22 protein-coding genes and 1 tRNA gene are annotated in these 23373 nt (G+C 68.0%); 7 read left to right on the top strand and 16 right to left on the bottom strand.

Annotated elements, in window-relative coordinates; genetic code table 11:
• Positions 1 to 93 precede the first annotated feature (93 nt).
• From KB221_06540 to gor, 3 genes are read right to left on the bottom strand one after another with little or no spacing between them, the layout of a single operon-like run.
• A complete protein-coding gene (locus KB221_06540) occupies positions 94 to 663 on the bottom strand; it encodes a prephenate dehydratase domain-containing protein (GenBank protein ID WIY70675.1) in 570 nt (189 codons plus the stop codon).
• A gap of 1 nt (position 664) precedes the next feature.
• On the bottom strand, positions 665 to 2038 hold the full coding sequence (locus KB221_06535) for a 3-deoxy-7-phosphoheptulonate synthase class II (protein WIY70674.1): 1374 nt from the start codon (positions 2036 to 2038) through the stop codon (positions 665 to 667).
• Between the two features lie 55 nt (positions 2039 to 2093).
• On the bottom strand, positions 2094 to 3479 hold the full coding sequence (gene gor / locus KB221_06530) for a glutathione-disulfide reductase (protein WIY70673.1): 1386 nt from the start codon (positions 3477 to 3479) through the stop codon (positions 2094 to 2096).
• A gap of 222 nt (positions 3480 to 3701) precedes the next feature.
• On the opposite strand from gor, the gene KB221_06525 reads away from it, so the two are divergent.
• On the top strand, positions 3702 to 4640 hold the full coding sequence (locus KB221_06525; protein ID WIY70672.1) for a hypothetical protein: 939 nt from the start codon (positions 3702 to 3704) through the stop codon (positions 4638 to 4640).
• A gap of 7 nt (positions 4641 to 4647) precedes the next feature.
• Here the strand turns inward: KB221_06525 and rpiA are convergent, their stop codons facing one another.
• Together rpiA and glmU are read right to left on the bottom strand one after the other, a co-directional pair.
• The gene (gene rpiA, locus KB221_06520) at positions 4648 to 5334 is read right to left on the bottom strand and encodes a ribose-5-phosphate isomerase RpiA (GenBank protein ID WIY70671.1); all 687 of its coding nucleotides are present in this window, start codon (positions 5332 to 5334) and stop codon (positions 4648 to 4650) included.
• On the bottom strand, positions 5331 to 6698 hold the full coding sequence (gene glmU, locus KB221_06515; GenBank protein ID WIY70670.1) for a bifunctional UDP-N-acetylglucosamine diphosphorylase/glucosamine-1-phosphate N-acetyltransferase GlmU: 1368 nt from the start codon (positions 6696 to 6698) through the stop codon (positions 5331 to 5333). The genes rpiA and glmU overlap by 4 nt, the downstream gene beginning before the upstream one ends.
• A 66-nt stretch (positions 6699 to 6764) precedes the next feature.
• Here glmU and KB221_06510 point away from each other — a divergent pair, with 66 nt between their 5' ends.
• Both KB221_06510 and KB221_06505 read left to right on the top strand, forming a co-directional pair.
• On the top strand, positions 6765 to 7478 hold the full coding sequence (locus tag KB221_06510; protein ID WIY70669.1) for an HAD hydrolase-like protein: 714 nt from the start codon (positions 6765 to 6767) through the stop codon (positions 7476 to 7478).
• A gap of 51 nt (positions 7479 to 7529) precedes the next feature.
• Positions 7530 to 7604 (top strand) — tRNA-Val (locus KB221_06505).
• An 89-nt stretch (positions 7605 to 7693) separates the two neighbouring features.
• Here the strand turns inward: KB221_06505 and KB221_06500 are convergent.
• The 3 genes from KB221_06500 to KB221_06490 all read right to left on the bottom strand — a co-directional run bounded on the left by KB221_06500 (position 7694) and on the right by KB221_06490 (position 11178).
• A complete protein-coding gene (locus KB221_06500; GenBank protein ID WIY70668.1) occupies positions 7694 to 9301 on the bottom strand; it encodes an ATP-binding protein in 1608 nt (535 codons plus the stop codon).
• Between the two features lie 2 nt (positions 9302 to 9303).
• Positions 9304 to 9846, bottom strand: a complete 543-nt coding sequence (locus KB221_06495) for a heme NO-binding domain-containing protein (GenBank protein ID WIY70667.1) — start codon at positions 9844 to 9846, stop codon at positions 9304 to 9306.
• Between the two features lie 231 nt (positions 9847 to 10077).
• Positions 10078 to 11178, bottom strand: a complete 1101-nt coding sequence (locus KB221_06490; protein ID WIY70666.1) for a hypothetical protein — start codon at positions 11176 to 11178, stop codon at positions 10078 to 10080.
• A gap of 298 nt (positions 11179 to 11476) precedes the next feature.
• On the opposite strand from KB221_06490, the gene KB221_06485 reads away from it, so the two are divergent.
• From KB221_06485 to alr, 3 genes are all read left to right on the top strand, one after another.
• Positions 11477 to 13684 (top strand): DEAD/DEAH box helicase, encoded by a 2208-nt coding sequence (locus KB221_06485; GenBank protein ID WIY70665.1) that lies wholly within the window; start codon positions 11477 to 11479, stop codon positions 13682 to 13684.
• 124 nt (positions 13685 to 13808) lie between these two features.
• Positions 13809 to 14897: a sn-glycerol-3-phosphate ABC transporter ATP-binding protein UgpC gene (gene ugpC / locus KB221_06480; protein ID WIY70664.1), complete on the top strand. Its 1089-nt coding sequence runs from the start codon at positions 13809 to 13811 to the stop codon at positions 14895 to 14897.
• Positions 14898 to 14938: 41 nt separating this feature from the next.
• Entirely contained in the window at positions 14939 to 15976 is a 1038-nt protein-coding gene (gene alr / locus KB221_06475; GenBank protein WIY70663.1) for an alanine racemase, read from the top strand.
• 6 nt (positions 15977 to 15982) lie between these two features.
• On the opposite strand, the gene KB221_06470 is transcribed toward alr, so the two are convergent.
• From KB221_06470 to KB221_06460, 3 genes are all read right to left on the bottom strand, one after another.
• Positions 15983 to 17260: an amidohydrolase family protein gene (locus tag KB221_06470; GenBank protein ID WIY70662.1), complete on the bottom strand. Its 1278-nt coding sequence runs from the start codon at positions 17258 to 17260 to the stop codon at positions 15983 to 15985.
• 103 nt (positions 17261 to 17363) lie between these two features.
• On the bottom strand, positions 17364 to 18572 hold the full coding sequence (locus KB221_06465) for an acyl-CoA dehydrogenase family protein (GenBank protein WIY70661.1): 1209 nt from the start codon (positions 18570 to 18572) through the stop codon (positions 17364 to 17366).
• A 76-nt stretch (positions 18573 to 18648) separates the two neighbouring features.
• Entirely contained in the window at positions 18649 to 18954 is a 306-nt protein-coding gene (locus KB221_06460) for an SCP2 sterol-binding domain-containing protein (GenBank protein WIY70660.1), read from the bottom strand.
• Positions 18955 to 19303: 349 nt separating this feature from the next.
• Here KB221_06460 and KB221_06455 point away from each other — a divergent pair, with 349 nt between their 5' ends.
• Positions 19304 to 19804, top strand: coding sequence for a hypothetical protein (locus KB221_06455; protein ID WIY70659.1), 501 nt, complete (start codon positions 19304 to 19306; stop codon positions 19802 to 19804).
• 114 nt (positions 19805 to 19918) lie between these two features.
• On the opposite strand, the gene KB221_06450 is transcribed toward KB221_06455, so the two are convergent.
• From KB221_06450 to gspI, 5 genes are all read right to left on the bottom strand, one after another.
• The gene (locus tag KB221_06450; protein WIY70658.1) at positions 19919 to 20458 is read right to left on the bottom strand and encodes a hypothetical protein; all 540 of its coding nucleotides are present in this window, start codon (positions 20456 to 20458) and stop codon (positions 19919 to 19921) included.
• Between the two features lie 129 nt (positions 20459 to 20587).
• Positions 20588 to 21220 carry a hypothetical protein gene (locus KB221_06445; GenBank protein ID WIY70657.1) on the bottom strand — a complete coding sequence of 211 codons (633 nt, stop codon included), beginning with the start codon at positions 21218 to 21220 and terminating at the stop codon, positions 20588 to 20590.
• Positions 21221 to 21318: 98 nt separating this feature from the next.
• Entirely contained in the window at positions 21319 to 21804 is a 486-nt protein-coding gene (gene gspM / locus KB221_06440; GenBank protein ID WIY70656.1) for a type II secretion system protein GspM, read from the bottom strand.
• Entirely contained in the window at positions 21801 to 22904 is a 1104-nt protein-coding gene (gene gspL, locus KB221_06435) for a type II secretion system protein GspL (GenBank protein ID WIY70655.1), read from the bottom strand. The genes gspM and gspL overlap by 4 nt, the downstream gene beginning before the upstream one ends.
• Entirely contained in the window at positions 22901 to 23362 is a 462-nt protein-coding gene (gene gspI, locus KB221_06430; GenBank protein WIY70654.1) for a type II secretion system minor pseudopilin GspI, read from the bottom strand. The genes gspL and gspI overlap by 4 nt, the downstream gene beginning before the upstream one ends.
• Between the last annotated feature and the right edge of the window lie 11 nt (positions 23363 to 23373).

Below are 23373 nucleotides of genomic sequence, written 5' to 3'. Positions count from 1 at the left end.
AGGTCCGCGGCCGCGTAAGAGCGGGCGAATGCAGTCGCAGCGATGGCTTGCGAACGGACCATGAGCCTCAAAGGACGCACGGATCGTGCTGCGTCAAGCCGCTTTGGTGCTTAACAGGACAAAACGCGTGCGGTTGTCCTCGGAATCCTGGATGTCGTTGCGCAAAATCGACAATCCGTAGACTTCAGCGGCACGCACCGGGGCCACGGCGGCACGGCTGGGATCACCCGCTTCCGCGACCGCGCGGGCAGCCCCGGCGGTGTCAAAGGCCTCGACCGCCGTGATCCCGAGGGCGGCCAGCGAGGCCGGGCACTGCCGCAGGGCCACCGGATGGCTTTCGGCGGTCTTCACCGTCCGCAGGCTCGCTCCGGCCGGAGCCATGAGCGCCAGACGGATGGGCCGCCAGACCTCGGAGACAACCGTCAGGTCCGCTCCTTCGACCAGCGTGGCCGCCGGCTCCACCCGGCCGATGGTGGAGTTCTCGACCGGGATCAGGGCACAACCGACCTCGCCGGCTTTCAGCGCGGCAATGGCGGCCTCGAAGGAGTCATAAGCGACCGCCTCGTCCCAGGGCCGCAGATCAACACAGGCTTCGTGACTGAAGGCCCCCGGCGCGCCCTGATAGGCGCAGCGTCCGCCCCCGGCCCTGCCGACGCCCTCCATCTCAGGCCGCTTCCGACTGGGCGCGCCGCCCGGCCTTCAGCCGCTCGGCGACCAGGAAGGCCAGCTCCAACGCCTGATCGGCGTTCAGGCGCGGGTCGCAATGGGTGTGATAGCGGCTCGACAGGTCGTCCTCGGTCAGGGCCTGCGCTCCGCCGAGACATTCGGTGACATTCTGACCGGTCATCTCCAGATGGACGCCGCCGGGGTGGACCCCCTCGGCCTCGGCCACATCGATGAAGCCCCTCACCTCGCCAAGGATGCGTTCGAACGGTCGTGTCTTGTAGCCGTTGCCGGCCTTCAGGGTGTTGCCGTGCATCGGATCGATCGACCAGACCACGCGCTTGCCGTTCTCCTTCACCGCCCGCATCAGGCGCGGCAGACGGTCTCCGACCTTGTCGACGCCGAACCGGCCGATCAGTGTCAGGCGACCCGGCGTGTTGTCGGGATTGAGCAGGTCGATCAGGGTCAGCAGATCGTCGGGCTCCATGGTCGGCCCGCATTTCAGACCGATCGGGTTCCTGATCCCCCGCGCGAACTCGACATGGGCACCGTCCGGCTGGCGCGTGCGCTCACCGATCCAGACCATGTGGGCCGAGGTGTCGAACCATTCACCGGTCGCGCCGTCGAGGCGGGTCAGGGCGCTCTCAAGGTTCAGCAGCAGGGCCTCGTGGCTGGTGAAGACCTCGACCCGGCTCAGATCCGGATGGCTCTCGGGCGTGACGCCGACGGCCTCCATGAAGGCCAGTGCTTCCGTGATCTTGTCGGCCAGTTCGCGGTATTTGTGGCCATAGGCGCTGTCGGCGGCGAAGCCCATCGTCCAGCGGTGGATGTTGTACAGGTCGGCATAGCCGCCGCCGGCGAAGGCACGCAGCAGGTTCAGGGTCGAGGCCGACTGGTTGTAGGCGCGCAGCAAGCGCTGCGGATCCGGCAGACGCTCTTCCGGCGTAAAGGCCATGCCGTTGATGATGTCGCCGCGGTAGCTGGGCAGTTCCACGCCGTCGATCTGCTCGATCGAGGACGAACGCGGCTTGGCGAACTGGCCGGCGATACGCCCGACCTTCACCACCGGCTTTCGGCCCGCGAACGTCAGGACCACCGCCATCTGCAGGATCAGCCGGAAGGTGTCGCGGATGTTGTCGGTCGAGAACTCCTTGAAGCTCTCGGCACAGTCGCCGCCCTGGAGCAGGAAGGCATTCCCGGCTTCAACCTCGGCCAGTTTGGCGGTCAGCCGCCGCGCCTCGCCGGCGAACACCAGCGGCGGCAGGGCCCGAAGCTCATCCTCGACACGATGCAGCGCATCCATGTCCGGATAGTCCATCGGCATCTGCACGACGGGCTTCGATCTCCAGCTTTCAGGCGTCCAGCGCGTACTCATGCCGCCAAGATAGGCGGATGGTCCTTCCGGGACAATGAACGCGGTGTCGCGATTGTCAGCCCGCCGACATATTCCCGGGCCGCTGCTTCTCTTTCAGCGTCACCAGTTCCTCGGCCATGGTCGGGTGGACCGCGCAGGTCGCGTCCCATTGCGCCTTGGTCAGGCCGGCCTTCACGGCAATGGCGGCCAGCTGGATCATCTCCGGTGCCTCGGGCCCGACGATATGGACGCCGACCACCTTCTGGCTCTGCCCGTCGACGACCAGCTTCATCAGGACCCGCTCATCAGAGCCCGTGAAGGCGTATTTCATCGGACGGAACCGGGTCACATAGACATCGACCTCGCCCGGACAGCTGTGCCGCGCCTCGCTCTCGGTCAGGCCCACGGTACCGACCGGTGGCTGGCTGAACACCGCGCTGGCGACGGCCTCGTAGTCAAAGGCCTGCGGATTGTCGCGATAGACGGTTTCATGGAACGCCACGGCCTCGCGGATCGCCACGGGCGTCAGGTTCATCCGGTCGGTGACGTCGCCGATGGCCCAGATGTTCTCCGCCGTCGTCTTCGAATGAACATCGACCTTGATGGCCCCGTCGTCGTTCAGTTCGACCCCGGCGGTCTCCAGCCCCAGCGCCTTGACGTGTGGCACGCGACCGGTGGCGAACATGACGACGTCCGTCTCGATCTTCATGCCGTTCTCCAGCACGCTGAGCAGGCCGGTCTCCGTCTTTTCGATGCGTTCGTGCTGGCAGCCGAGGATCACCTTGATGCCCCGCTTCTCGATCTCGCCGGCCAGGTGGGCGCGCACGTCGTCGTCGAAGCCGCGCAGGATGTTGGGGCCGCGATAGATCAGCGTCGTCTCGACGCCCAGGCCGGCGAAAATGCCCGCGAACTCCACGGCGATATAGCCGCCGCCGGCGATCAGGATGCGCTTCGGCAGTTCTGGCAGGTGGAAGGCCTCTTCCGAGGTGATGGCGTGTTCGATGCCCGGCAGCCCTTCCGGAACCCAGGGCCGGCCGCCCGTGGCGACCAGGATCTTCTCCGCCGTGATCGTCTGGTCCTTGCCGAGGATTTCGACCGTGTGCGCGTCCTTGAGCACCGCACGCCCGTGAACCAGATCGACGCCTGCCTTGCCCAGGTTGGCGGCATAGATGCCGGACAGGCGGGCGATCTCCACATCCTTGGCCTGGAGGAATTTGGGCCAGTCGAAACTGGCCTCGACGGTCCAGCCATACCCTTCCGCCGTATGGAACTGGTGGGCGAAGTCGCTGGCCATGACCATGAATTTCTTGGGCACGCAGCCGCGGATCACGCAGGTGCCGCCGACCCTGTGCTCCTCGGCGATGGCGACCCGTTTGCCGCCGAGCGCCGTCAGCCGCGCCGCCCTCACACCGCCCGAGCCGGCGCCGATGACGAACAGGTCGTAGTCGTAGGTGTCAGACACGGCGCATTTCCCGGATGGTTCGCCGTGGCAGGTAGCCATCCGTTCCCCGACCGGCAAGTCGCCCCGCGCCGGAATAGCCGCGCGCGCCCGTACAAGACCTCGTCCGGCCGTGTCGTGCGGACCGCAATTCACCACAGAGACGGCAATCCGCGCCGTTTCGCGTTGACCGTGTCCGTCCCGCTCTCCTTAGTGCCGCAAGAGTTTCAAATCAGGGCAAGCATGATGATCGAACTGTTCCTGGCGGGCGCGCTGCTCCTGTCGCCGCCCCAGACACCCCCCGCCAGCCAGGACCCGGTTCAGCTGGAAGACGTCATTGTCTCCGGCCGCACGCTGGACACCCTGATCCGCGATTTCGTGGGCGAGGTGGCCGAGCCCAATCGCAACCGTGGCCTTGCCCGCTGGAATGATCGCGTCTGTGTCGGCGTGGCGAATCTTGATGGAGAGATCGCCCGCTACCTGTCCGACCGGATTTCGACCGTCGCCACCGACCTCGGTCTTTCCGTGGGCGGACCCGGCTGCACCCCCAATATCATGGTCATCGCGACCGCCGACGCCGGCGACCTCGCCCGTCAGCTCACCGAGGAACGCCGCCGCGCCTTCCGCATGGGTGGTGCCGGCATGGACCGGGGCGGGGCGGCCCTGCGCGACTTCGTCGAGACGGACCGGCCCGTGCGCTGGTGGCAGATGGCCATCCCGGTGGATTCCGAGACCGGCGACATCGCGGTCCGCATTCCCGGCGTCTGCACGGGTGCCTGCGTCAGTGCCAGCGACTACGCCCCACAGATCGCCGTCGCCTCGGCCTCCCGCCTGACCACCCAGATCGTCGACAACCTGACCCGCGCCATCGTCATCGTCGACGTCGACCAGGTGTCGGAGGTCTCGGTGCTTCAACTGGCCGACTATATCGCCATGGTGTCGCTGGCCCAGATCGACCCAAAGGCCGACACCAGCGGCTACGCCACCATTCTCAATGTCTTCGACGCGCCCGAGGTCAGCGACAGTCTGACGGACTGGGACCTGGCCTATCTTGATGGCCTCTACGACGCCGAGCGCAACCATCTGGCGACCCAGGCGGATCGCAATGAGATCGCCAATTCGATCCGGCGGTCCCACGAGCGGCTGCGCGATGAAGAGGCCGAAGAGCCCGCCCCGCAACAGTAGGCCGGCCTCAGGGCGTCAGCACCTCGACCCCGTCGTCCGTGCCGATGATCGCCTCGTCCGCAAGGTCGAGGAACAGGCCGTGTTCGACCACGCCAGTGATCAGCTTCAGATCATCGGCCAGCCGCACCGGGTCGTGGATGGCGGCGCATTTCGCGTCGTAGATCAGATTGCCGCCGTCGGTGCGCACCAGCCCGCGCTCGGCCGTCCGCACCCGCGCCGGCATGGCGATGTCATGGTCGGCGAGGACGTCGGCGATGCGGTTGGCCGTGGTCTTGTGGCCGAAGGCGACCACCTCGATCGGCAAGGCGAAGGCACCCAGCACAGGCACCACCTTGGCCTTGTCCGCGATGACGATGCAGCGGGCCGAGGCCTCCCACACCAGTTTCTCGCGCAGCAGGGCAGCCCCGCCGCCCTTGATCAGAGCCAGCCCCGGCCCGACCTCGTCGGCGCCGTCGACCGTCAGGTCGATACGCGGCGTGTCCTCCAGCGTCGACAGGGTCAGGCCCAGGTCGCGCGCCAGTTCGGCGGTGGCTTCGGACGTGGGCACACAGCGCAGCCCGTCCAGCCCGCGCGCCGCCAGCGCCTTGACGAACCAGGCCGCGGTCGAGCCGGTGCCGAGGCCGACGACCATGCCCGCCTCGACGCGCAGGGCGGCGGCTTCGCCGGCGTGGCGCTTCTGATCGTCCGCGCTCATTTCGCTTTCGCCGCCTTCTTCGCCCGCATGGTTTCCATGAAGCGCGCGGCCCAGCCTGCCTTGGCCGTCTGGACGCCCCGCGCCAGGGCCAGATCGCCCGGCGCGACATCGGCGGTGACCACCGACCCTGATCCGACCATCGCGCCCGCGCCGATCGTCACCGGCGCCACCAGCGAGCTGTTCGAACCGACGAAGGCCCCCTCTCCCACCGTCGTGCGGTGTTTGAAGAAGCCGTCGTAGTTGCAGAAGATCGTGCCCGCGCCGATGTTGGCCTTCGCCCCCACCTCGCCGTCGCCCAGATAGGACAGGTGGTTGGCCTTGGCGCCCTTGCCCATGCGGACGTTCTTCACCTCGACGAAGTTGCCGACCTTGGCCCCCTCGCCCAGGTCCGCGCCGGGACGAAGCCGGGCATAGGGCCCGACCTCGGCGCCGGCGGCGACCGTCGCCCCCTCGATGTGGCTGAAGCTGCGGATGCGGGCCCCGCTCGCGATCTTCGCGCCGGGTCCGAACACGACAAAGGGCTCGATCGTCGTTCCGCCGCCGACCTCGGTGTCGAACGAGAAATGCACCGTCTCGGGTGCCGGCATGGTCACGCCCGCGGCGAGAAACGTCTCGCGCTGGACCTTCTGGAACAGGGCCTCGGCCACGGCCAGCTCGGCCTGGGCGTTGACCCCCATGACCGCGTCCTCATCCGCGAACACGGTCCGGGTCGGTTCGCCACGGGCCCGGGCCAGCGCCACCACGTCGGTCAGATAGTATTCGCCCTTGGCGTTGTCGTTCCTGACCTCGGCCAGCAGGTCGAACAGCAGGGCCGCCGGTGCGGCCATGACGCCCGAGTTGCAGGCGGTGACCTTCAGTTGGTCGGGCGAGGCTTCCTTGTGCTCGACAATCGCCTCCAGCCCCCCGTCGGCGTCAACCATCAGGCGGCCGTAGCCGCTCGGGTCGCGCGCCTCGAACCCGACCACGGTCACGCCGGCGGTCACACCGAACACCGGCTCGATGTCGGCGGCCTTCAACAGCGGCACATCGCCATAGGTGATCACGACCTGGCCGGCGAACCCCGCCAGCGCGGCCTCGGCGGCCCGCACCGCATGGCCGGTGCCGATCGGCGGATCCTGCACGGCGATCGCCGCCTCGCCCAGCCGCTTGACCACATGGGCGCGGACCTCGGGTGAGTGATTGCCCACCACCACCACGATCCGCTCGCACCCGAGCGCCTCGGCCGCATCGATGGCGTGATCCAGCATGGCGCGGCTGCCGACCGGGTGCAGCACCTTGGGCAGGGGCGACTTCATCCGCGTGCCCTGTCCGGCGGCGAGAATGATGGCGGCCCTCGGACCGGAAGATAGGGGAGTGCTGGTCATGAATCAGTCCGGCGGCTAGTCGTCGCCAGCGGTCTAGCCCATCCTGGCGACCGACGGGAGATGCCGATGAGCGCGCGCGACCTCGAGGGCTGGACCATCGCCTTCGATCTGGACGGGACCCTTGTGGACTCCGCGCCGGACCTGATCGGCACCCTGAACCGCATGCTGGCACCGCGCGGCTATCCGGCCGTGCCCCTCTCCTCCGCCCGCCATCTGGTCGGCCACGGTGCCCGCGCCCTGCTCCGCCACGGCTTCACGGAGGCCGGTGCCGTCTGGGACGAGGCCGCCGAGCCCGAACTCTTCGACCATTTCATCGAGGACTATGTCGCCCACATCGCCGACGACAGCCGCCCGTTTGAGGGCGTGGTTGAGACGCTGGACCATCTCGCGACTCGCGGCGCCCTGCTCTGCGTGGCCACCAACAAGCGCACCGACCTTGCCGAGGCCCTGATCGGCGCGCTCGATCTGACGCGTCACTTCGTCGTGGTCGCGGGGCCCGACCGTGTCAGCGCCCGCAAGCCCGACGGGGCTCACGTCCGCGAGGCGGTCCTGCTGGCCGGCGGTGATCCTGAACGGGCCGTGATGGTCGGCGACGCCACCACCGACACCGGCAGCGCCAGGGCGGCCGGCGTGCCCTGTGTGGTCGCCGGCTTCGGCTACAATGACGTGCCGCTCGCGGACCTGGGCGGGGACATCGTCATCGACTGCTTCTCCGATCTGATCGCGGCGGTCGCGACCTTGCAGCAGGCGGCGACAGGGACGACCGCCCCCGCCATCTGACACCTTGCGCGCTGCGAACGCGCGGGCTATGTCGCCGCCTCCGCGATAGATGGATGCGTAGCTCAGCGGGAGAGCACCTCGTTCACACCGAGGGGGTCACAGGTTCAATCCCTGTCGCATCCACCATTCCTTCCTCAATGCACCGAATGGCGGACCCGGCTTCCGGGTCGATCCCGCTCGGGGACGCGCTGTCGACCTTTGGAAACCTGCCCGGCTCACGCCACCGCGTCTGCTCCGGAGGCGGCGGCCGTGTCGAGCAGGGCCTGCATAAGCAGGCCCACCTGAATCGGCTTGGCGACCAGGCCTGAGAAGCCCGCCGCCTCGTACTCGGGCAGTTGATGGGTCATGGTGTTCGCCGTCAAAGCGACAATGGGCGTCGCACTACGCCGGGTCTCGGCCTCCTGCATCCGGATGAGCCGGGTGGCCTCCACCCCGCCCATCACCGGCATCTGGATATCCATCAGGATGACGTCCCAGGGCTGTCTGGCCCAGGCATCCACGGCCTCGCGACCATTTTTGACGACCGTCGCGGTGACGCCGAACTGCTCAAGGATCGTCCGGAGAACGAGCTGGTTGACGTCATTGTCCTCGGCCGCGAGCACACGCAGGCTGCCCAGCGAGAAGGTCTCGGATTGTGCGTCCTCAACAGGCTCGGTCACGGGTTCCGGGTCGCCCGTGCGGACAACCTGAAGCCTGACCGTGAATCGGGAGCCTTCTCCCGGCTGGCTTTCCACCCTGATCGAGCCCCCCATCAGGGCGGCAAGATCGCGGGCGATGGACAGGCCAAGGCCTGTTCCACCGAAGCGTCGGTTGATCGAAGTGTCCGCCTGATTGAATTCGCGGAAGATTTCCAACAATTTGTCAGGAGCGATACCGATACCTGTATCGGTGACCACGATCTCGAGTCCCCCCTCGATCGAATGCGCCCTGATCTCCACGCTTCCGGATTCGGTGAACTTCAGGGCGTTCGAGACGAGATTATAGACGATTTGCCGGATGCGGGTCGGGTCGCCGATGTACCGGCCCTGGATCGCCTCGATGTCGAGGCGCATGGACAATCCCTTCTTGTTGGCCAGGGCGGTGAAGGCCGAGTGGGCCCCGCTCAACACCTCGCCCATGTCGAAGGGGATCGACTCCAGCTCGATTTTCCCCGCCTCGATACGAGACAGGTCCAGCAAATCGTTGAGGATGGCGAGCAGGCCCTCACCGGACTGCTGCACGATGTCGAGCCTGGAGAGGGTCTGCTCTTCCGACGTGTCGCGGATCATGACCTGGGTCATGCCAAGGATACCATTCAGCGGCGTGCGGATCTCGTGACTCATGACCGACAGGAAGGTCGACTTGGCAAGGCTGGCGGCCGTCGCCTCGTCCCGGGCACGCCGCAGGTTTTCAATCGTTTCCTGCAACTCGGCCATCAAGGTCTTCTGCAGGCTGATCGCCGTGCCGACGGCCAGGGACTGATCGGCTATGGAAAAATCCCTCACCGTCAGGCCGAGCTCGCCCCAGGCTGCGGCCCGCCCCGGGGAGTGGCTCAAACAGAATACAAAGCCGAACGCCTGTTCGACCACGCAGCCCGACAGTTGAAGCCGGCCGTCGATCGACCTGATCTGGACCGGAGTCTGGTCGCGCACCAGGGTGCGCGCGTCCGGGGTCGCAACGGGGCGGTCAAAGATGAACCATCTGTCCAGTCGATCGCCGGGAAGCAGGTCGGGCAGAAATCTCGAGATGGATCGGCCGACGCCCTGAATGGCGAACGCCTCGTCGGTCACCAGATAGCAGGGGAAGAAGTTTTCAAAATCCCCGCCGGCCAGAACCACATCCATCGCTATTCTTCCACCGGCGGATCAAACGTCACGGTGAAAAGCCTGGCCGCGCCGTCCATCCCGGAGAAGACGACGGATCCCGGCTGGTTGAACCGGATCAGCAGGCCTTCAAGCAGGCCGGAGACAAAGCTCTCAAGGCCCTCCCGCTTGGAGTAATAGGCCAGATGAATCGACCGCTCATCCTGGGAGACGACCACGAATTGCGGAAGCTGGGCATCCGGCAGGGCGATCTGGATACTCGCGTGCATCCGGTCGAGGTTTGTCAGGGCTTCCAGAAGAGATCCGCCGAGGATCGCCATGACGTTGGAATAGAGCCCCTGGTCGGCGGCCTTGACCCAGTGATGGCCGAAAGCCTGCAGCGTCTGGTCAACCGTGAGGCCCGCCGTGGCGGCCGCCGCACCAATCAGCCTGAAGGTCGTCTCATCGGGATAGGGTTGGGCGCTGACGAAGTCTCCATCATCAAGCTTGGCGGACTGAAGGATCTGATCCCAGGCGGCCGGTCCGAACTGCTCGAGCACCATGGCTCGTGCCGACTTGTGGATCATTCCAAACATCAGTGCCCCTCTGGCCTGGACCGGAAGCTTAGCTATTGGAACCCAATTCTTAATTTAGCGACAAGGCCCGCACGAGGTAAGTTGATACCGGCGTTCTCCGGAACCTGCCCCCGGCGACACCCGCAGAAATCCCCAAACTCGGTGCCAAGCCGAGGACCCGGACACGCGAGGGGCGACGTAGCACGCCCCCCCCCCGGACACCGACGGTTCCCGCGCCGTCGGTCAGACCTCTTCAGACCGGCCCCTGAGGCTGGTTTCGAAATCCATGAAGATGTCGATCAGCTCGGACGGGCTCGGTGCCGGGGCCCTCGGCCGGAAGCGGAAATTCCAGAAGCTGACGACGTGCTGGATGGCACCGAGCTGCTCGCCCAGGCGCGCGAACAGCGCGGGCGCCTTGAGCAGGAAGTCCCGGAAGATCAATGGATTGCCGTTCTCCGTCAGACCCGCATAGGCCTCGTCATAGATTTTCATCGTCTGGCGGGTCTCTGCCCGCGCCCGCTTGATCTGTCCGCTGACCACCTCGCGGCTGCGGGCGATATATTCCCGGGCGTCACCATCCATGGACCCGACCGGCTTGATGCTGGCGACCTTGGACAACACGCCGGCGACATCCTCCGCCATGCTGCCGAGCGTCCATTTGAAGTAGAGGAACCCCTTCCAGCAGAAGATGCCCTCCTCATACTGCTCCGGGCTGAGCCTCAGAACCTCGCCCAGGCCGACCATCCGGTCACCCGGCGCATTGGAGAGGATCTTGGCGGCCATCCGGGCAACGGCACCGGTCGAGGCCTTGGTCCCGCCGAGACTGAGCTGGACCAGGGGTTCGATCTCGCCCTGGACGAAACTCAGCATCTTCTGCATGTCGGCATCGCTGATGGCGAAGTAGCAGGGTGCCGGCACGATGCCGGCCCGGCTCAGCTGTTCCCGCAAAAGAAATGGATCCAGCGACGGCAACTCGTCGAGAAGCTGCAGGGTCCGGAAATCGGGGTGATCCACGGTGACCCCGAACACCTCCTTGAGAATGGGGGCGTAGTCGGTCTGGCCCACAAAGACGAAGCGGCCGCCGGCCTTCAGTTCGCGTCCGTCGATCGGCACAACAATCTTGGTCGCGACCCGGCGGTGGCCCCGGAACTGGTCGGTCTCGTTGCGACGCAGCCGGTGCTTTATCAGCAGCGCCTGGTTCAGTCCCGGGCTCTGGAACAGCGGCTCCTCGCGCCATGCCGCCGTATGGCCATGAACCTTGGAGATCTGGAACAGGTTCAGCACCCGCGCGGTCGAGGCCGACTTCTCCAGAAACTCGAGGCTGCGAACAGCGCGATCCGACATAGCAGCCTTTCAGGCGCGCCCAGGGGCCCCTTCCTGCAGGCGGGATGTTTTCCAGAATGATAATGGCCGGGCATCCCCGCCAGTAAAACGACCAGGGAGCCGGCGGCACGGAGGACGAACCGGGGCAGAGGCTCTGCCCGCAGGCACTCCAATTGGTAAAGCCGCGCAACGTCCTGTATGGGGCGCAGCCTCAATTCGGCGGCTTTCACCATTCCGCCGTTATTTCCCCTCATACGCCGCCGTCCGCCGCCTTCTGCGCCGACCGTTCGCGCGCTGAATCGTGCTATTGGACCGCCCCATGCCCTTCCCCGCCAGTCATCCCGCGCTCGACCGCGCCCTTTCCGAACGCGGCTATGCCGAGCCCACGCCGGTACAATCCGCCGTGCTGGAGGCCGAACCGGGCCGCGATCTGCTGGTCTCTGCCCAGACCGGTTCGGGCAAGACCGTCGCCTTCGGTCTGGCCCTCGCCCCCACCCTGCTGGGTGAGGCCGAGAAATTCGCCGAGTTCGGCGCGCCTGTGGCCCTGGTCATCGCCCCGACCCGCGAACTGGCCCTGCAGGTCTCGAACGAGCTGCAATGGCTCTACGCCAAGACCGGTGCCCGGATCGTCTCCTGCGTCGGCGGCATGGACCCCAAGGTCGAGCGCCAGGCGCTGAACCGCGGCTGTCACATCGTGGTCGGCACGCCCGGCCGTCTGCGCGACCACCTCGAGCGCGGCTCGCTCGACCTGACGACCCTGCAGGCCGTCGTGCTCGATGAAGCCGACGAAATGCTCGACATGGGCTTCCACGAGGACCTGACCTTCATCCTCGAAACGGCCCCGGCCGAGCGCCGCACGCTGATGTTCTCGGCCACCCTGGCGCGCGACATCGTGCAGCTGGCCAAGACCTATCAGAAGGACGCGCTGCGGATCGACACGGTCGCGGGCAACGCCTCGCACGCCGACATCGAATACAAGGCCATCCGCGTCGCCCCGAACGAGGTCGAACTGGCCGTCGTCAACGTGCTTCGCTATTTCGAGGCCCCCGGCGCGCTGGTGTTCGCCAATACGCGCGAGCGGGTGAAACACCTGACCTCGTCCCTGCGCGAGCGTGGCTTCTCCGTCGTCGGCCTGTCCGGCGAACTGACCCAGAGCCAGCGTTCGGAGGCCCTGCAGGCCCTGCGCGACGGCCACGCCCGCGTCTGCGTCGCCACCGACGTCGCCGCGCGCGGCCTCGACCTGCCCGATCTGGGGCTGGTCATCCACGCTGAGATCCCGGTCAACAAGGCCGGCCTGCTGCACCGCTCGGGCCGTACGGGCCGCGCCGGCAAGAAGGGCGTCTCCGTCCTGCTGGTCAGCTACACGCGCCGCCGCAAGGTCGAGCTGATGCTGCAATCGGCCTCGATCAAGGCCGAATGGAGCGGCCCGCCCTCGGCCGAGATGATCCTCGCCAACGACCAGGCCCGCATGCTGGCCGACCCGGTTCTGATCGCGCCGGTCGAGGACGAAGCCGTCCTGGCCCTCGGCAAACAGCTTCTCGAGAAGAGCTCGCCGGAACAGATCGCGGCCGCCCTGATCCGCCTCTACCAGCAGAAACTGCCCGCCCCGGAAGACGTCTACGACGACGACCGGATGAAGCGTCAGCAGGAGACCGGCAAGAACGACAAGGGCCAGCCGGATGTTCCGTACACGGACTTTGCCCGCGGCGGCGACATGGTCTGGTACCGGATCAACATCGGCCGCGACAAGAACGCCGACCCGAAATGGCTGATGCCGACCATCTGCCGGCTGGGCCATGTCACGAAGCGCGACATCGGCTCGATCAAGATCTTCGAGCGCGAGACCAAGTTCGAGATCACCCAGGAGATGCAGGCAAAGTTCGAGGCCGCCGTGGCCCTCGGCCTCGAGGACGGCGTCAAGATCGATCCGGCGGTCAAGCCCGGCCCGTCCGAGAAGCCCGTCAGCCGCTGGGACAAGAAGCCCGCCGGCGACCGCCCCTCGGGCGACCGTCCGGAGCGCAAGCCCTGGAAGGCCCGCGAGGAAGGCGGCGACAAGCCGGCCTGGAAGCCGCGCGAGGACCGGCCCGAAGGCGCGAAGAAGCCGTGGGTCAAGCGTGAGGACTCCGCCCCCGCCGCCGAGGGCAAGAAGCCCTGGGTCAAGCGCGAGGAGACCGGCGAAAAGCCTGCGTGGAAGGCCCGCGAGGACCGTCCGCAGGGTGAGAAGAAGCCGTGGGTGAAGCGGGACGACGCCCCTGCCCCGGCCGCCGAAGGCAAGAAGCCCTGGGTCAAGCGCACGCCGACCGATCCGACGCCGGACGGCAAGAAGCCGTGGGTGAAGAAGCCGCCGGTTGAGGGCAAGACGCCCTGGACGCCGCGCTCCGACGCCGAGACCGCCCCTGCCGCCGCCGCCGGCGATCGCCCCTGGAAGGGCAAGCCCAAGGGCGGCGATCGTCCGTGGGCCGCAAAGGACGCGCGCGGCAAGCCGGCCGGAGCCAAGCCGCCGTACAAGGCCAAGGGGCCGCGCTGACAGGACCCGACTGCTGCGCGCGAAGGATTGATCGCGCGATGTAACCGTTTACGGTGACCGCAAAACCCGGCCTCAAGGCGCGCGACGCGCGTCTGGCCAAACAAGAAGCTGCGGGCAGGAAAACATGGCGGACGTCCGGCTGACCGGCGTGACCAAGAGCTTCGGGACCACCCAGGTTCTGAAAGGCGTCGACCTCGAGATCGCCGACGGCGAGTTCGTGGTCTTCGTCGGGCCGTCGGGCTGCGGCAAGTCCACCCTGCTGCGCACCATCGCGGGTCTGGAAGAGGCGACCGGCGGCGACATCGCCATCGGCGGCAAGGTCGTCAACGACCTGTCGCCGTCCGACCGGGGCATCGCCATGGTGTTCCAGTCCTACGCCCTCTATCCGCACATGAGCGTTTACGAGAACATGGCCTTCGGCCTGAAGCTGGCCAAGGCGGACAAGGCCGAGATCGACCGGCGCGTGCGCGGGGCGGCCGAGACGTTGAACATCACCGACTATCTGGACCGCAAGCCCAAGGCCCTGTCCGGCGGCCAGCGCCAGCGCGTCGCCATCGGCCGGGCCATCGTGCGCGAGCCGCAGGTCTTCCTGTTCGACGAGCCCCTGTCCAACCTCGACGCCGCCCTGCGGGTGCGGATGCGCTATGAGTTCGCCAGCCTGCACGAGCGGCTGAAAACGACCATGGTCTATGTCACCCACGACCAGGTCGAGGCCATGACCCTGGCCGACCGGATCGTGGTGCTGAACGCCGGCCGGATCGAACAGGTCGGCAAGCCGATGGAGCTGTATGAGCGGCCGCGGAACCTTTTCGTGGCCGAGTTCATCGGCAGTCCGAAGATGAACCTGCTGCCCGCCGAGATCGTCACAGGGACGGCGAAAGGCGCGACCGTGCGCACCGCCGCCGGTGACCGCCTGAAGGTGGCCGTCAACGCGGCCCGGGCCAGGGTGGGCGACAGGGTCACGCTCGGCGTGCGGCCCGAGCATCTGACGACCGCCGGCAAGGGCGACGTGATCTCGGCGGAAGTCGTCTTCGTCGAGACCCTCGGTCATGCCACCTATGCCTATCTGACCGCGGGCGAGGAGCCGGTCACGGTCCTGCTGCCCGGCGATGTGCGGCCGGCCACGGGCGAGACCCTGAGCCTCAGGGTTCCGGCGGATCAGGCGCATCTGTTCGACGCCGACGGCGAGGCTTTCGATCGGCTGCAGGCCTGAGGCGTGTTGCGTCGCACAACGCAACGCTTCTAGATGGTCCGATGCCCGCCCCGGCCACACTCACCGTCGACCTGAACGCCCTCGCTGCGAATTTCCGCACGCTGGAGGGGGTCGGCGGCGTGCCCGTGCATCCGGTGGTCAAGGCTGACAGCTACGGCCTCGGGGCCGCGGCCTGCGCCGGGCGGCTGATGGCCGAGGGTGCCCGCACCTTCTTCGTGGCCCGGACCGCCGAAGGCGAGCGGCTGCGCGCGGCCCTGGGCGCCGAACCGGCTATCTATGTGCTGGACGGCTGCCTGCCCGGACGCGCGGCCCGACTCCGGGCCGCAGCCCTTCGCCCGGTGCTCAACGCCGACGCACAGTTGGCCGAATGGCGCGCCGCAGGCGGCGGGCCCTGTGGGGTGCAGATCGACACGGGTATGAACCGGCTCGGCTTCCGCACGGAGGCCGCGCCCGAGCCGTTCGAAGGGCTCGAACTGGTGCTCAGCCACCTCGCCTGCGCCGATGACCCGGCAGAGCCCATGAACGCGCGCCAGCGGGACGCCTTTGCCGCGGCCTCGGTCCGCTACCCCGGCGTCGTGCGGTCGTTCGCCAACTCCGGTGGCGTCTTCCTCGGTGCCGACTATGCCTTCGACGCGACACGACCCGGCATCTGCCTTTACGGCGGCGGGCCCGAAGGTCGCCCTGACGCCCGCATCCGACCCGTCGCAACGCTGGAGGCGGAGGTATTGCAGCTGCACGCGGTGCCCGCCGGCGAGACCGTCGGCTATTCGCGCGGCTTCACGGCGGCGCGACCGACCCGGATCGCCACCTGCGCCGCCGGATACGCCGACGGCGTCATGCGCAGCTACAGTCCGCGGGGTCAGGTCTTCGTGGCCGGCGAACTGCGCCCGATCGTCGGACGCGTGTCGATGGACGCCTGCGCGGTCGACGTGACCGGGCTGGACGTCGCCGTCGGCGACCGGGTCGAGCTGTTCGGCGCCAACCGGCTGCTGGACGACGCCGGCGCCGCCGCCGGCACGATCGGCTATGAACTGATCAGCGCGATCAATACGCGGGTGCCGCGCGTCTACGTCGGCTGAGACGCCTCAGCGCGCGTCCCGGACGACCGCGCCACCCTTGATCACCACGGGCACCGCCTCGAGCATCCGCACGTCGGCGAGCGGATCACCGGAGACCGCAATAAGGTCGCCGTAGCGGCCGGTCACGATCGCCCCCACGTCGCCTTCCCGACCGAGCGCCTGGGCGGCGTTCCAGGTCGCCGAGCGGATCGCCTCGGCGGGGGTCATGCCGTATTCCACCATGATGGCGAACTGCCGCGCGTTCTGGCCATGCGGATAGATGGCGGCGTCGCTGCCGAAGATCATCCGGGCACCGGCGCGGTGGGCGGCGCGGAAATTGTCGCGCTGCAGCTGGCCGATCTCGCGGTCCTTGCGCAGATTGTCCTCGGTCACGCCGAACTCGGTGCCCGTCGCCTGGGTGAAGTCCGTGTTGTAGATGTCCATCGACAGCCAGGTCCCGTGCTGGACCGCCAGCCGGATGCCCTCGGCGTCGATCAGCGAGGCGTGTTCGATGGTGTCGATGCCGGCGCGGATGGCGTCGCGGATGCCCGAGGCACCGTGCGCATGGGCGGCGACCCGCAGGCCCCACATATGCGCCTCGTCAGCGACGGCGGTCAGTTCGGCCAGGGTCATCTGCTGCTGGCCCGGCTCGGTGTTGCGCGAGAAGACGCCGCCGGTGGCGCAGATCTTGATCACCTGGGCGCCGTATTTGCGCACCTCGCGGACGGCGTGGCGGGCATTCTCGACGCCGTCGGTGTTGTACGCATTGGCCTGGTTCAGCGAACGCGGCATGCCGGTGATGTCGCAATGGCCACCCGTGGCACCGAACGAGACGCCCGCCGGAACGACCCGGGGTCCCTCGACGAAACCGCCGTCAATGGCCTGTCGCAGGGCGACGTCGGCAAAATCCGGCCCGCCGAGGTTCCGCACCGTGGTGAAGCCCGCCATCAGATTGGCGCGGGCATGGCCGACCTGCAGGATGGTCCCGAAGTCGTCCGCGTAGTCCAGCTCGTTCCAGCCCGAGACATAGGGCGTCGAGGCCAGATGGACGTGCATGTCGATCAGGCCCGGCAGCAGGGTCAGGCCCGGCAGGTCGAGCCGGCGGGCGTCAGCCGGCAGATCCGCGGGCGCGGACGTCCCGACCGAGACGATCCGCCCATCGGTGACCACGACCACGGGATTGTCGACGTAGCGACCACGCTCGACATCGACCATCCGGGCCGCGGTTACGACGAGGGTGTCGGCGAAGGCGGGCGTCGCAAGCGCGAGCGAAAGCGCGACGGCGGCGGCCAGACGATTCAGCATGGTGGGTCTCCCTGTGGCGGCGAAGCTGGCATGGCGGGACCGCCGGAGCAACCGAGGCCCGGAAGGTCCTTCCCCCATTTCAGGGGGAAGGACCTGGTCGAGCTTACCCGCCCCGGCCGCCGTGCTTCGCATACTCCAGCCGCGCCACGGTCCGGTTGTGAACCTCGTCGGGGCCGTCGGCGATGCGCAGGGTGCGGACCATGGCGTACATTTCTGCCAGGGGCGTGTCGGCCGAGACCCCTGCCCCGCCGAACGCCTGGATAGCGTCGTCGATGATCTGAAGCGCCATGCGCGGCGCCGCGACCTTGATCTGGGCGATCTCCGACTTGGCGTTTTTCGCCCCGGCCTCGTCCATCATCCATGCGGCCTTGAGCACGAGCAGCCGGCACATCTCGATATTGGTGCGGGCCTCGCCAATGCGCTGCTCCCAGACCGAATGCTCGGCCAGCGCCTTGCGGAAGGCGGTGCGCGACAGCAGGCGCTGGACCATCAGCTCCAGCGCCCGTTCGGCGATGCCGATGACGCGCATGCAGTGATGGATACGGCCCGGCCCGAGGCGGCCCTGGGCAATCTCGAAGCCCCGGCCCTCGCCGGCGATCAGGTTCTCGACCGGGACGCGGACGTTCTCCAGCACCACCTCGGCGTGGCCGATCGGCAGCTCGTCATAGCCGAACACGGACAGCATCCGCGCGACGCGGAAGCCGGGGGTGTCCGTCGGGACGATGATCTGGGACTGCTGGGTGTGCACCGAAGCGTCGGGGTCGGTCTTGCCCATGACGATGGTCACGGCGACGTTCGGGTGCGCCATATTGGTCGACCACCATTTGCGGCCGTTGATCACATAGTGGTCGCCGTCGCGTTCGATCCGGGTCTGGATGTTGGTGGCGTCCGAGGAGGCGACCTCGGGCTCGGTCATCAGGAAGGCCGAGCGGATCTCGCCGGCCATCAGCGGCTTGAGCCATTTCGCCTGCTGGGCCTCGTTCCCGTACATATGGAGGACTTCCATATTGCCGGTGTCGGGGGCGTTGCAGTTGAACACCTCGGCCGACCACAGATGGCGGCCCATCAGTTCGGCCAGCGGCGCGTATTCGAGATTGGTCAGCCCGGCCCCGTGGTCGCCGGGCAGGAACATGTTCCACAGTCCGGCCTCGCGCGCCTTCGCCTTCATCTCCTCCATGGCCGGCGGCTGGCGCCGGGGGTTCTCGCGGACCTGGGCGCGGTATTCCTCCTCGCGCGGCAGGACATGGTCGTCGAGGAAGCGCTTGACCCGCTCCTGCCAGTGCAGGGCCTTGTCGCTGTGGCGGAATTCCATGGTCTTGCTCCGGAGATGAAAACGGCGCGACCCCTCTGCGGGACCGCGCCGTGGGATGCCTTGCTTCAGATCACACTCAGCGCTTCAGCAGCGGGGCCAGCTTCTGGGCGATCATCATGTCGCCGGCGATCTTCAGCTTGCCCTGCATGAAGGCCATCATCGGATCCAGCGTCCCGGCCGACAGGGCCATGAAGTCGTCCCAGTTGATCGAGACGGTCGCGTCGGCGGGCTTGTCTTCGTTGGTCACCGAGTTCGGAACCGAGGCACCGTCGATGAAAATCTTGCCGACATCGCCCAGATCGATCTTCACGGTCTTGCCCAGACCCGAGTTATCGCCAACGGCGCCGCGGATGTGTTCGGTGACTTGAGCCAGGTCGGCCATGAGCGCTTCTCCGTATTGCGCGATCCCCGGTCGGCCGGTGATCGGATTGAGCCTTCGACCTAGACCGCGCCCGGGCGGCTGCCAAGGTCACGCCGGGTCAAGTTGACGGGACAATGTGTGAGCGCGGGGACATTTCGCGGCGAAATATCGCGGCGGGAGCGCGAGTTTTTCCCCTCCGGAGCGAACAAATCGCGCGTGCGGGGAAGGACGCGCAGCGGCCGCAACAATCCGGCCACCGCCGGGGAAGGGTCGCCTTGCCAAGCCGTTAAGGTTACCATAACGATGATACTTGGGTTCCTGGCTCTGGGGTTGTTCAGGGCCACGTCTCGACTGGATTTGGGGAGCTAAAGTGAAACACATAGTCATCGCCGCCTTCGGCGCTCTGCTGGCCACGGCCGGCAGTGCCGGAACGACAGTCGCCCAGGACCGGAGCTACGGTCCGCCGCCGCCGCCGCCGTGCTGCGTCCCGCCGCCGCCGTGCCGCGACGGAGGCCCTCGTGACGCCTATGGGGTCTGTGTCTGCGACTACGAGGTCGATTTCTACCGGCCCACGACGCCGTGGACCGTCGTTCGCGCCGGCGGACCGGGTGTCCGCGTTCGCGGCCGGCCGGTGACCATCGCCTCGGGCCGGATCGATATCCAGGGCCCGCCGATCTACGTCGAGGCTCCGCCGATCCGCATCCAGGCGCCGCAGATCTACCTGCACGCTCCCGAAGTGCACATCAGCCCGTCCGATGTCACCGTCGAGCCGCCGGAAATCCACTTCTCCGACTGCGAGGACCTGCACGAGTGCGCGCCCGTGAGCCGCGACTACGCACCGGGCCGTTCCGGCGACGGCGAGCGGGGCTAGGAACCGGATCAGGACCGACCGGACCCCGTCCGGCCGGTCCGTCCTCCATCAAAAGCAAAGGCCCGCGCCGCAAGGCGTCGGGCCTTTGTCTTGCCGGATGTTCCCGGTCCGACGTCAGTTCGGGTCGGGGGCGACCTCTGCGGTGGCGGGTCCGGCCGCACAGAAATTCATGTTCCGCACCTCCCATGCCAGCGCCATGTCAGCGCCGGCCAGGGCGGCCCGAACAGCCTCATCGCATTTCCCCTCGCTCAACAGCCGGGTGACGTCGCTCCGGAGCGCCGCGCGGACATTGGCGGCGTCACGCAGCGCCCGGGCCTCACGGCGGTCATCCGGCAAGCACAGGGACAGCCAGGACGCATCGGCGCAGCGCGCAATCAGCCGCGCCTGCCGGTCCGCCTCCGCCGAACTGGTCTCGGCCGGCGGCACCAGGGCGGGAACAGTCGCTGGCAGGGGGGCGGAAATCACGGGCGGGCCGGTCATGACCACGGCTCCGGACGGCGACGGTCGCAGGATCACCGGCGGCATCCGGCAGACCCAGCCCTCCGGCGTCGACTCGCAGGGCATCCGCGTCTCCTGCGAATCCAGAGGCGGCTGCGGGACCGTAGCGCCTGCAGGAGTCTGGCCGAGGCTGAGCGCAAGCAGCAGTGCAATCATGACCCAATCCGACAGCTATCGGTGTTCCCGTACACCATACTCCGGAACGGACGTCATGTATCCCTGTTCTGCAAGTTCACGCCGTGCCGTCACCTGGACAGCAACGAGGACCGCCCCCCGCCCGCACCGTCAGCCCACAGGCGCGCCGGGGCGATCATCGCGCTCGTCCTCGCCGACGGCCTGGCCATCGGAGCGGTACCATCGAACCTCACGGCGATCCCGCTCCCGCTCCATCCTTGCCTCGATCCGCGCCTGGCGGGCTTCCCGCTCTGCGCGATAGTCCCGCTGCGGCGCATCAAAGCCGAACCAGCGGTCTGCACGCCGGTCACGCCGGTCTTCAGGCGGTTTTTCGACCGGCGCGTCCGGCGGCGGCGGCGCATATCCCCTGCCGTCGTCATCGTCGCGTCGTGAGACAGGCCGCGGTGCCGGGGCCTCGAACGCATCTTCCCGGGCCCCATGGTCCGCGGCTTCGATCATGGCCGGCGGCGGCCGTCTGTATTCGAACCCTTCGACCAGATCGCCGACCTCCATCACCGACCCGGGGGCGACCTCCGGCTCGACCGGCGCGACGACCTGGATTTTCATCCGCTCGCCATCGAGGATCGGCTGCGGCCCCGGCAATGCCAGGGTCCGCGCCGCCAGAACCCCGAGCCCCACCGCCGTCGCCAAAGCGACCATGGCGAGGTGGTGGGGTCTGACGCTCGCCGCGAACCGGCGCGCCTGTTGCACCAGCTGGTCAAGGTCGGAAGGCGCTTCGGGCATTCGGGTCGCCGGCGAGGGAGAGAACTACCCAGCGCAACCCGTCAGACCGGATCCGGTTCACGAACACCGGTCGCCCGCCACCTCCCCGGTCGGCCCGGTCAGGGCTGACGCGACAGCACGCCCTCCACCTGCAGGGTCGCATCGGTGTTCTCGACGACACCCAGGCTGACGACCGTGATCCCGTAGTCGCGTTCGAGGGCGGACATCCAGCCGAACAGGCCCGCGCTGGAGGCGTCGGGAATGCGGAAGGCGAGCCCTCTCCCCGGCTCAATACCCGTGGAGATGTGCAGGCCCGCCCCCTCCGCCGTCCGGAGAACCAGCGACTCAAAGCCTTCGGAATCGATCACCGGCCTCGCCGCCGCCTTCGGCGTAACGAGCCGGAGTGCCGTCTGCACCCCAGCCAGTTCGGCCTCGGCGTCCGCCCGGTCAGCGGCCGCCTGCCCGCGCCAGTCCAGCACCGGCCGGACGACCGCCAGCCAGAACAACACCGCCGCCAGCAGCGCCAGCATCACGGCCAGCAGCCGCTTCTCGCGAACGGTCCGCGCGCACCACCACGCATACAGCCGGTCCGTCATCCGCCTCATCGACCGGCTCCGATGGTGATGTCGCTGACGATGCGGCCGCCGTCTTCCAGGGTGCCGGTTTCGGTGACGGACATGCCCGCTTCCGCCATGGAGCGCCGGATCACCGCCATCTCGCCATGGGCGGGATGGCTGACCGTGGCCTTCATCCCGTCGTCCGGGTCCGCGATCAGAATGTCCAGCTCCGCGCCCTCGACGGCCTCGACGGCGGTGAACAGCGCCGCGGCGGCGGCCGTGATCCCCCCCGGCGGGGGGGCTGCGGCGACCCGACGGCGCAGGGCTTCAACCGGATCGGCCTCGCGCGCCAGATCGGGCGCGGCCGCCGCAATAGCCTCAAGCGCGTCCGCCCGGGCCTTCTGCGCCGCCACGCCGTCGCGCGCCGCGGCGGCCATGATCAGGATGAGGGGCGACAGGGCCGCCAACGTCGCCAGAACCAGCGCCCGTCTCCAGCCGCCGACCGCCCTCCCCTCGCGCTCACCCGTGTCCAGAAGATTGATCGCCGGGGCCAGGGCTGCCGCGCACAGGGCGCGTTCGACGGCGGCGGGGTCCTGCACGAGCTCGACCCGGCGACCTGCGGCGATCAGCTCGACCAGATCGGTCTGTACCGTGGCGGCGAACCGGCGGCCTCTCAGCGCCATGCCCTCACCGAAGCTGACGGCCGACAGCCTGTCGTCGGCGTCGGGCCCCGCAAGGGTCAGGACATCGGGCACCATCACATCGGCACGCACACCCAGCGCGGCGAGATAGTCGATCCAGGCCTGGATCAGCGACCGGCTGACAACGGCGACGAGCCGCGGTTCGCCGGCGGGCGCGGCCGGGCCGAGGACGGTCACCAGCCGGTCGGGCGTCGTCGCCACCTGATCGCCCAGCATCCAGGCCGCCGCCGCCCGGACCTGCACCGGATGGCCCACGGGAAGGTCGAGCCAGCGGATCAGCACATCGCCACCGGGCGTGACCGCCACCGTCCGCATCGGCTCGGGCACGGGGCCGCCGTCGAGCGTCAGCGTACCGCGCTCGAGGACATAACCGTCGCCGCCGACGATCAGGAAGGGCGCGGGCTGGCCGGCGGTCGCCGGGATGAGGATCAGACGAACGGGCTTCATGGTCGGGTTCTCGAGCGGAACAGTGTGCGTTCTGCGGCCTGTCCTTCGGGTGTTTTGACGGTGATGTGGATGCGCAGGAGGTCGGGGTCTTCGGTGGGTGCGACGGTGCGGGTCCAGGTCCAGGGGCGGCCGGCGAGCGGGGTCTGGCCGGTGGTGGTGCCTTCGCTGACGGCGGGGGCGATCATGGTCTCGACGGCGAGGTTCTCGGCGACGATGCCGCCGAGGGTGCGGGTCTCGACGCGGGCGGCCGAGCGGGTGTTCTCGGCCGACAGGTTCAGCAGGGCCAGGGCCGCGAGGCTGAACACGGCGAGCGCCACGAGAAGCTCGATCAGAGTAAAGCCCTCCTTGTTGAGGCCGCGGTCACAGGGCTCCGCCCTGTCGACCCTGAGCCTGTCCTCGGGCCGACCGAAGGTCGGACCCGTGGGCGGCCTGGCGCTTCGCGCACGCCCCGCGCTCAAGCAGCGAGCGA

The organism is Aquidulcibacter paucihalophilus, assembly GCA_030285985.1.
GTDB lineage: Bacteria > Pseudomonadota > Alphaproteobacteria > Caulobacterales > Caulobacteraceae > Brevundimonas.
The sequence above is the reverse complement of the archived record's forward strand: the minus strand, read 5'-3'. Positions and strand labels throughout refer to the sequence as shown.

Coding starts and splice junctions, on each gene's coding strand:
- KB221_06460 (WIY70660.1), bottom strand. CDS start 18,954: ATGGCCGACCTGGCTCAAGTCACCGAACACATCCGCGGCGCCGTTGGC.
- KB221_06500 (WIY70668.1), bottom strand. CDS start 9,301: ATGGATGTGGTTCTGGCCGGCGGGGATTTTGAAAACTTCTTCCCCTGC.
- gspM (WIY70656.1), bottom strand. CDS start 21,804: ATGAGGCGGATGACGGACCGGCTGTATGCGTGGTGGTGCGCGCGGACC.
- ugpC (WIY70664.1), top strand. CDS start 13,809: ATGGCGGACGTCCGGCTGACCGGCGTGACCAAGAGCTTCGGGACCACC.
- KB221_06465 (WIY70661.1), bottom strand. CDS start 18,572: ATGGAATTCCGCCACAGCGACAAGGCCCTGCACTGGCAGGAGCGGGTC.
- KB221_06525 (WIY70672.1), top strand. CDS start 3,702: ATGATCGAACTGTTCCTGGCGGGCGCGCTGCTCCTGTCGCCGCCCCAG.
- glmU (WIY70670.1), bottom strand. CDS start 6,698: ATGACCAGCACTCCCCTATCTTCCGGTCCGAGGGCCGCCATCATTCTC.
- gspL (WIY70655.1), bottom strand. CDS start 22,904: ATGAAGCCCGTTCGTCTGATCCTCATCCCGGCGACCGCCGGCCAGCCC.
- KB221_06540 (WIY70675.1), bottom strand. CDS start 663: ATGGAGGGCGTCGGCAGGGCCGGGGGCGGACGCTGCGCCTATCAGGGC.
- KB221_06510 (WIY70669.1), top strand. CDS start 6,765: ATGAGCGCGCGCGACCTCGAGGGCTGGACCATCGCCTTCGATCTGGAC.
- KB221_06495 (WIY70667.1), bottom strand. CDS start 9,846: ATGATCCACAAGTCGGCACGAGCCATGGTGCTCGAGCAGTTCGGACCG.
- KB221_06470 (WIY70662.1), bottom strand. CDS start 17,260: ATGCTGAATCGTCTGGCCGCCGCCGTCGCGCTTTCGCTCGCGCTTGCG.
- KB221_06445 (WIY70657.1), bottom strand. CDS start 21,220: ATGCCCGAAGCGCCTTCCGACCTTGACCAGCTGGTGCAACAGGCGCGC.
- KB221_06490 (WIY70666.1), bottom strand. CDS start 11,178: ATGTCGGATCGCGCTGTTCGCAGCCTCGAGTTTCTGGAGAAGTCGGCC.
- alr (WIY70663.1), top strand. CDS start 14,939: ATGCCCGCCCCGGCCACACTCACCGTCGACCTGAACGCCCTCGCTGCG.
- rpiA (WIY70671.1), bottom strand. CDS start 5,334: ATGAGCGCGGACGATCAGAAGCGCCACGCCGGCGAAGCCGCCGCCCTG.
- KB221_06450 (WIY70658.1), bottom strand. CDS start 20,458: ATGATTGCACTGCTGCTTGCGCTCAGCCTCGGCCAGACTCCTGCAGGC.
- KB221_06535 (WIY70674.1), bottom strand. CDS start 2,038: ATGAGTACGCGCTGGACGCCTGAAAGCTGGAGATCGAAGCCCGTCGTG.
- KB221_06485 (WIY70665.1), top strand. CDS start 11,477: ATGCCCTTCCCCGCCAGTCATCCCGCGCTCGACCGCGCCCTTTCCGAA.